We start from the raw sequence: 8,283 nt of genomic DNA, 5'->3' as shown, positions 1-8,283 counted from the left end.
AACCCCCACCACCCCAACCTCCCCACCTACCCCTTCCAACACCAACGCCACTGGCTCAACCCCACCCACAAACCCACCACCGGCACACACCCCCTGCTCACCTCGTCGCTGAGGCTCGCCGACGGCACGACAGTCCACGGCGGACCTCTGGACGTCGACGCGCAGCCATGGCTGGCCGAGCACACCATCGACGGCAGCACGATCCTGCCCGGCACGGCCCTGCTCGACCTCGCCCTGCACGCGTGCGGCGGCGCCGTCGAGGAACTCGTGCTGGAATCCCCGCTGCCGGTGGGCACCGCGGCCGAGCTCCAGGTGCGAACCGACGGCGACACCGTGACGGTCCACGCCAGGCACGGTGAGGACTGGACGAGGCACGCCGGCGGGCGGCTGGGAACCAGGGGCACACCGGACCCCGCACCGGTCGAGTGGCCGCCGGCGGATGCCGACCCGATGGATCTCACCGACGCCTACGAGCGGCTCGCCGGCCGCGGCTACGACTACGGCCCGGCCTTCCAGGGACTGCTGGCCGCGTGGACCTCGGGCGACACCGTGTACGCGGAGGTCCGGCTGCCCCAGGACGGAAACGGGTTTGCCCTGCACCCGGCGTTGCTCGACGCGGCCCTGCATCCCCTGGTACTGGCCGCGGACGGCCTGGTCGTGCCGTTCGAGTGGCGCGGCGTGTCCGTGCACGGCACCCGGGCAGCCACGCTGCGGGTCAGGTGGACGCGGACCGCCGAGGACACGACGCGGCTGGCGGCGTGGGATGAGGACGGCACCCCGGTGCTCACCGCCGAGGCGCTGGTGCTGCGGCCGTTGACGCGCGACAGGCGGGACGACCTCTACCGGGTCGACTGGCGGGAGCTGCCGGTTCCCACGGGAGAGGCGGAGTTCGAGGTCGTGCGACCACCCGCCCCCGGGACCGACATCCCGGCCGCCGCGCATGCGGCCGCACGGTGGGCCCTGGCCGAGGCGCAGCGCGCGGATCGGCTGACGGTGGTGCTGACCGAGCGAGCCGTGGCGGTCGGCGAGGAGGCGCCCGCGATCGGGGCGAGCACCGTGCTGGGTCTCATCCGGACCGCACAGACCGAGAACCCCGGCCGGTTGGTGCTCGTGGACACCGACGGCGTCGGCGCGTCGGACGCCGTGCTCTCGGCGGCCGTGGCGACCGGCGAGCCGCAGCTGGCGATCCGGGCCGGCCGAGTGTATGTGCCGCGCCTGGTCGCGGCCCCGGCACGGGCGGCGGAGGCGGAGCCGACTCTGTCGGACGGGACGGTCCTGATCACCGGCGGCACCGGCGGGTTGGGCGCACTCGTCGCGCGTCGGCTCGTCGTCGAGCACGGTGTGCGGCACCTGCTGCTCGTCAGCCGGCGGGGAGCGGCGCCCGAGCTGGTGGCCGAACTGACCGGGCTGGGTGCCGACGTCCGGGTCGCCGCGTGCGACGTCGCCGATCGTGCCGAGGTCGCGGAGCTGCTGGCGTCCGTACCGGACCGTCTGCCGCTCCGTGCCGTGGTGCACGCGGCCGGGGTCCTCGACGACGCCACCGTGCCGAGCATGACCGAGGACCAGCTCGCCGCCGTGCTGCGGCCGAAGGTCGACGGCGCTTGGAATCTGCACGAGTTGACCGGCGACCTCGCCGCGTTCGTCGTGTTCTCCTCGATCTCCGGCCTGCTCGGCACCGCCGGCCAGGCCAACTACGCCGCGGCCAACACCTTCCTCGACGCCCTGGTCGATCTCCGTCGTGCGGAGGGCATGCCGGCGACGTCCATGGCGTGGGGCCTGTGGACGGCCGGGATGGGCGAGAGCCTCGGCCAGGCGGACATCGCGCGATGGGCGAGGGCCGGCATCCCACCGCTGGACACCGAAACCGGTCTCGCGCTGTTCGACGTGGCACTCGGCTCGAACCACGGCGTCGTCGTGCCGGCCAGGTTCGACCGCGCGGCCCTGCGTGCGGTGCCGGAGCCGCCGGCCGTGCTGCGTGACCTGGTCCGGCGACGACGTCCCGCCACGACCGGGATGGCCCGGCTGGCGGGCCTGCCCGAGCCGGAGCGGCGGGCCGAGGTGTCGGCCACGATCGCGAACGCGGTCGCGACCGTGCTCGGTCATGAGCAGGGCACCGCGATCGCGCCCGACCGCGGCTTCAGGGAGCTCGGCGTCGACTCGCTGGCCGGTGTGGAACTCCGCAACCGGATCAACGCCTCGACGGGAGCGCAGCTGCCGACGACAGCCGTGTTCGACCACCCGACCCCCGCCGCGCTCACCGAACACCTGCTCGCGGAGCTCGCCGGGGCGGCGAAGGCACCGGCCGTGCGCCGCACGGCGAGCACGGGCGACCCCGTGGTGATCGTGGGCATGGCCTGCCGGTACCCGGGCGGTGTGCGCTCCCCGGAGGACCTGTGGGAGCTGGTGTCCGGTGGCACCGACGCGATCGGTGACTTCCCGGACAACCGGGGCTGGGACCTCGACTCGCTCTACGACCCCGATCCCGAGCACGCCGGCACCTCCTACACCCGCCACGGCGGCTTCCTGCACGACGCCGACCAGTTCGACCCGGAGTTCTTCGGCATCAGCCCCCGCGAGGCGACCGCGGCCGACCCGCAGCAGCGGCAGCTGCTCGAGGTGGCGTGGGAGACCTTCGAGTCCGCCGGCATCCGGCCGGTGACGATGCGCGGCAGCCGCACGGGTGTGTTCGCCGGGGTGATGTACAACGACTACGGCACACGGCTCGGCCGGGCGCCCGAAGGCTTTGAGGGCCACCTGCTCACCGGGAACACCGCCAGCGTGCTGTCCGGCAGGGTGGCCTTCACCTACGGGCTGGAGGGGCCGGCGATCACCGTCGACACCGCGTGCTCGTCGTCCCTGACCGCGCTCCACCTCGCCGCGCAGGCGCTGCGGCAGGGCGAGTGCGATTTCGCGCTCGCCGGCGGTGTGACCGTGATGTCCACACCGAACACGTTCGTCGAGTTCAGCCGGCAGCGCGGGCTGTCCCCCGACGGCCGGTGCAAGTCGTTCGCCGCTGCCGCCGACGGCACGGGGTGGAGCGAAGGCGTCGGGCTGCTGCTGCTGGAGCGGCTGTCGGACGCCCGCCGGAACGGGCACCGTGTACTCGCGGTCGTACGCGGCTCGGCGATCAACCAGGACGGTGCGTCGAACGGGCTGACCGCCCCGAACGGGCCTGCCCAGGAGCGGGTGATCCGGCAGGCGCTGGCCAACGCAGGCCTCTCTCCCGCCGACGTACAGGCCGTCGAGGCGCACGGCACGGGCACCACGCTCGGCGACCCGATCGAGGCGAACGCCGTGCTGGCCACCTACGGGCAGGACCGGGCGGAACCGCTGTGGCTCGGCTCGCTGAAGTCCAACATCGGGCACAGCCAGGCCGCTGCGGGTGTCGGCGGCGTGATCAAGATGGTGCAGGCCATGCGGAACGGAGTGCTGCCGAAAACCTTGCACGTCGACGAGCCGTCACCACACGTGGACTGGTCGAACGGTGCGGTCGAACTTTTGACCGAGCCGGTGTCATGGCCCTCCGGCACCCGCCGTGCCGCGGTGTCCTCGTTCGGCATCAGCGGCACCAACGCGCACGTGATCCTGGAGCTGCCGGCGTCCGCCGAGGAGCCCACCGCGGACGGTCCGGGGCAGCCGGTGCCGCTCGTGCTGTCGGCGCGGAGCCCGGAGGCGCTGCGTGCACAGGCCACTCGGCTCGCCGACCACCTCGCCCGGCGACCGGACCTGCGCCGGCTGGATGTCGGCTGGTCGCTGGTCACGACGAGGGAGCCGTTCGACCACCGGGTGGCCGTGGTGGACGAGGACGCGATCGCCGCGCTGCGGTCCTTCGGGCAGGGCACACCGGGCACGGGCACGGTCGAGGGCACGGCCCATGGGCCGGCCGGACCGGTGTTCGTCTTTCCCGGTCAGGGCACGCAGTGGGTCGGGATGGCCAGGGAACTGCTGGACACGGCACCCGTGTTCGCGGCCAGGATGGCCGAGTGCGCGGCCGCACTGGCGCCGCATGTGGACTTCTCTCCCATCGAGGTGCTGCGGGAGGGCCGCGACCTCGACCGGGTCGACGTGGTGCAGCCGGTGACCTTCGCGGTCATGGTGTCGCTGGCCGCCCTGTGGTCGTCGTACGGCGTCACCCCGGTCGCGGTGGTCGGGCATTCCCAGGGCGAGATCGCGGCCGCCTGTGTCGCGGGTGGACTGTCGCTCGCGGACGCCGCACTCGTCAGCGGCCTGCGATCGCGCGCGATCGTCGCGCTGACCGGCGTCGGCGGGATGGCCTCGGTCTCCGCGCCGGCCGACCGGACGCGGCAGCTCCTTGCGCCGTGGGCGGAGCACCTGTCGGTCGCAGCGGTGAACGGGCCGTCCGCGACGGTCGTGTCCGGGGAGGCCTCGGCCATCGACGAGTTCCTTGCCGCGTGCGAGCGCGACGGGGTGCGGGCCCGGCGGGTGGCGGTCGACTACGCCTCGCACTCGGCGGCGGTCGAGCGGATCCAGGAGGAGCTGCTGGTCGCGCTCGCACCGATCACGCCGACGGCCGGGACGGTCCCGTTCTACTCCTCCGTGACCGGTGAGCGGCTCGACACCGCCGGGCTGACGGCCGAGTACTGGTACCGGAATCTGCGGCAGACCGTGGAATTCGAACAGGCGACCCGCACCCTGGTCACCGCGGGCCACCGCGTGTTCATCGAGGTGAGCGCCCACCCCGTGCTCACCGCAGCGGTCGGTGACACCGCGAAGGACGTCGTCGCGCTCGGCACGCTGCGGCGCGGCGAGGGTGGCATGTCCCGGTGGGCGACCGCACTCGCCGCCGCGTACGCGAACGGGGTCGAGGTCGACTGGTCGGCGGTGTTCTCCGGCGGCCGGCAGATCGGCCTGCCCAGCTACGCCTTCCAGCACCAGCGTCACTGGCTCACCGGGACCTCGGAACCGGCGTCCGTCGCCGGCCTCGGTCTCGGCACCGTCCGTCACGCGCTCCTCGGCGCCATGGTGGAGGCCGCGGACGACGGGACCACCGTGTTCACCGGCCGGATCGGCCGGACGACGCACCCGTGGCTCGCCGACCACACCGTCCTCGGTGCGGTGCTCCTTCCCGGGGCCGCGTTCGTCGAGCTGGCGCTGGCGGCGGGAGACACGCTCGGCTGCGAGGAACTGGACGACCTCGTGCTGCACGCCCCCCTGGTGCTGCCCGAGCGGGAGGCCGTGCGCCTGCAGGTCAGGGTGAGCCCGCCCGACGACGCGGGCAGGCGGGGCGTCGCCGTGTACTCGCGCCAGGAGAGCGAGGAATCCTGGACCCGGCACGCGGAGGGCGGGCTGATGCCCGGCGGCACCGTGCCCCGGTGGCGCTGGGACCAGGAAGCCCCCGAGATCGATGTCGCCGACCTGTACGCCGACCTCGTGGGCCGGGGCTACGGCTACGGCCCCGCGTTCCAGGGACTGGTGTCCGCGCGGCGACGCGACGCCGATGTGTTCGCGGAAGTCGCGTTGGGCGAGGAGGAACGGAACGGCGCCGGCCGGTTCCTCGTGCACCCGGCGTTGCTGGACGCCGCGCTGCACGCCATCGGGCTGGGACCGGTGGAACAGCTGTGGGACGGGATGCTGCCGTTCTCGTTCGGTGGTGTGCGCGTGCACCGGCGCGGTGCGACCGCCGCGAGGGTGTGGGCCCGCCCTGCCGGGGCGGACACCGCCTCGGTGGTCCTCGCGGACGCGGACGGCGAGGTCGTCGCGTCGATCGGCTCACTCGCGACGCGACGGTTCAGTCCACAGGCCCTCCGGTCCCGGGACGCCGGGCTGTTCGTGACGGAGTGGGTCCCTGCCGCACCGGACACCGCCCGGCCGGACACCACCGTGGTCGAGTGCCCGCCGTCCGACCCCGGGGCACCGATCCCCGACCAGGTGCGCGCGGCCACCACATGGGCGCTGGACCACCTGCGGGAGTGGCTCGCGGACGACCGCGGGGGCCGGCTCGTCGTCGTCACCCGGTGGGCGGTCGGCCGGGCCGTCCGGGACATCGGGCAGGCGGCGGTGTGGGGCCTGGTGCGTTCGGCCCAGTCGGAGAACCCCGGCCGTTTCGCGCTGCTGGACACGGACGGCGACGTGCCGGAAGTCGCCGGCGACCAGCTGATGGTCCGCGACGGAACCCTCTACGCACCCAAGCAGGTACTCGCCGGCGCCACCGAACCGACCCAGCCGTCCACGGCGGACGGCACGGTCCTGGTGACGGGGGCGACCGGCACGCTCGGCGGCCTGGTGACGCGACGGCTGGTCACCGAGCACGGGGTGCGAAGCCTCCTGCTCCTCTCACGCATGGGCGATCGGGCACCGGGGGCCGCCGAACTGGTGGCGGAACTGCGGTCGCTCGGCGCCGAGGTCACCGTGGCCGCGTGCGACGCGGCGGACGCGGACGCGCTGGCGGCCGCCGTGGCCGGTGTACGGGTGACCGGCGTGGTGCACGCGGCCGGTGTGCTCGACGACGGCGTGATCGAGTCCCTGGACGCCGCGCGGCTCGACCGGGTCCTGCGACCCAAGGTCGACGCGGCGGTCGCGCTGCGGGCGGTCGTCGACCCGGCCGAACTCGCCTTCTTCGTGATGTTCTCCTCGGTGGCCGGCACGCTCGGCACTCAGGGCCAGGGCAACTACGCCGCCGCCAACGCCGCGCTCGACGCCATCGCCACGCGATGGCGTGCCGATGGCCTGCCGGCGACCGCGCTTGCGTGGGGGCCCTGGGAGGAGCGCAGCGGCATGACCGGCCACCTCACCGACGTCGACCTGCGCAGGCTCGCCAGGAGCGGACTGGCTCCGTTGTCCACCGAGGACGGACTGCGGCTGTTCGACGACGCGTTGCGGCGGACCGACCCGGTGCTGGTGCCGGCCCACCTGCTGCCGGTGGCGCCGGTACGTGCCGAGCGGCGCAGGCCGGCCGCCACCGACCCGCTCGACCTGGTCCGGGGTCACGTCGCGGCCGTGCTCGGCCACGAGGACGCTGCCGGTGTCGATGTCGACCGGGCCTTCGCCGAGGTCGGCTTCGACTCGCTGCTCTCCGTCGAGCTGCGCAACCGTCTCGCCGGCGCGACCGGACTCCGGTTGCCCAGCACGATCGTCTTCGACCACCCGACACCGCGAGCACTCGCCGACCGGCTGCGGTCGGACCGTCCGGAACGGACGGACAAGACCGGACCCGCGACCGTGACACCGACCGACGAGCCGATAGCGATCGTCGCGATGGCCTGCCGGTTCCCTGGCGACGTCCGCTCCCCGGCAGACCTGTGGCGGCTGGTCGCCGACGGCGTCGACGCGATCACTCCCTTCCCCACCGACCGGGGGTGGGACCTCGACGCGCTCTACGACCCGGACCCCTCCACGCCCGGCACCGTCTACACACGTCACGGCGGATTCCTGCACGACGTCGCGGACTTCGACCCGGAGTTCTTCGGGATGAGCCCGCGCGAGGCCATGACGACCGACCCGCAGCAGCGGCTGCTGCTGGAGACCACGTGGGAGGCGTTCGAGCGTGCGGGCATCGATCCGTCGACGCTGCGCGGCAGCCGGACCGGTGTGTTCGCCGGGGTGATGTACAACGACTACGGCGCCCGGCTGCACCAGGGCGGTTCTCCGGCCGGTTACGAGGGTTACCTGGTCAGCGGGAGTGCCGGCAGCGTGGCGTCCGGCCGGATCGCGTACACCTTCGGTCTTGAGGGACCCGCGGTCACGGTGGACACGGCGTGCTCGTCGTCGCTGGTGGCGCTGCACCTCGCGGCTCAGGCACTGCGGCAGGGCGAGTGCGACCTCGCGCTGGCGGGCGGTGCGACGGTGATGGCCAGCCCCGCCGTGTTCATCGAGTTCAGCCGTCAGCGGGGGCTGGCGCCGGACGGGCGGTCCAAGGCGTTCGCGGCCGGGGCGGACGGTGCCACGTGGTCGGAGGGCGCCGGTCTGCTGCTTCTGGAGCGGCTGTCCGACGCGCGCCGGAACGGGCACCAGGTGCTGGCCCTGGTACGGGGTTCCGCAGTCAACCAGGACGGGGCGTCGAACGGGCTGACCGCGCCGAACGGGCCCTCGCAGCAGCGGGTGATCCGGGCCGCGCTGGCCGGCGCGGGACTGTCGACCTCGGACGTGGATGTGCTGGAGGCGCACGGGACGGGGACCGCGTTGGGTGATCCGATCGAGGCGGAGGCCGTTCTCGCGACGTACGGCCGGGCGCGTGAGCATCCCTTGCTGCTGGGTTCGCTGAAGTCGAACATCGGTCATACCCAGGCGGCTGCCGGTGTGGCGGGTGTGATCAAGATGGTGCAG

1 protein-coding gene is annotated in these 8,283 nt (G+C 73.6%); it reads left to right on the top strand.

Features of this window, described 5'->3' with window-relative positions; translation table 11 throughout:
* Positions 1 to 8,283, top strand: an 8,283-nt coding sequence (locus tag ACWCPY_RS42430) for an SDR family NAD(P)-dependent oxidoreductase (RefSeq protein WP_451274437.1), incomplete at both ends; no start/stop codon positions are given.

The organism is Streptomyces sp. NPDC002403, assembly GCF_053593015.1.
The sequence above is the reverse complement of the archived record's forward strand: the minus strand, read 5'-3'. Positions and strand labels throughout refer to the sequence as shown.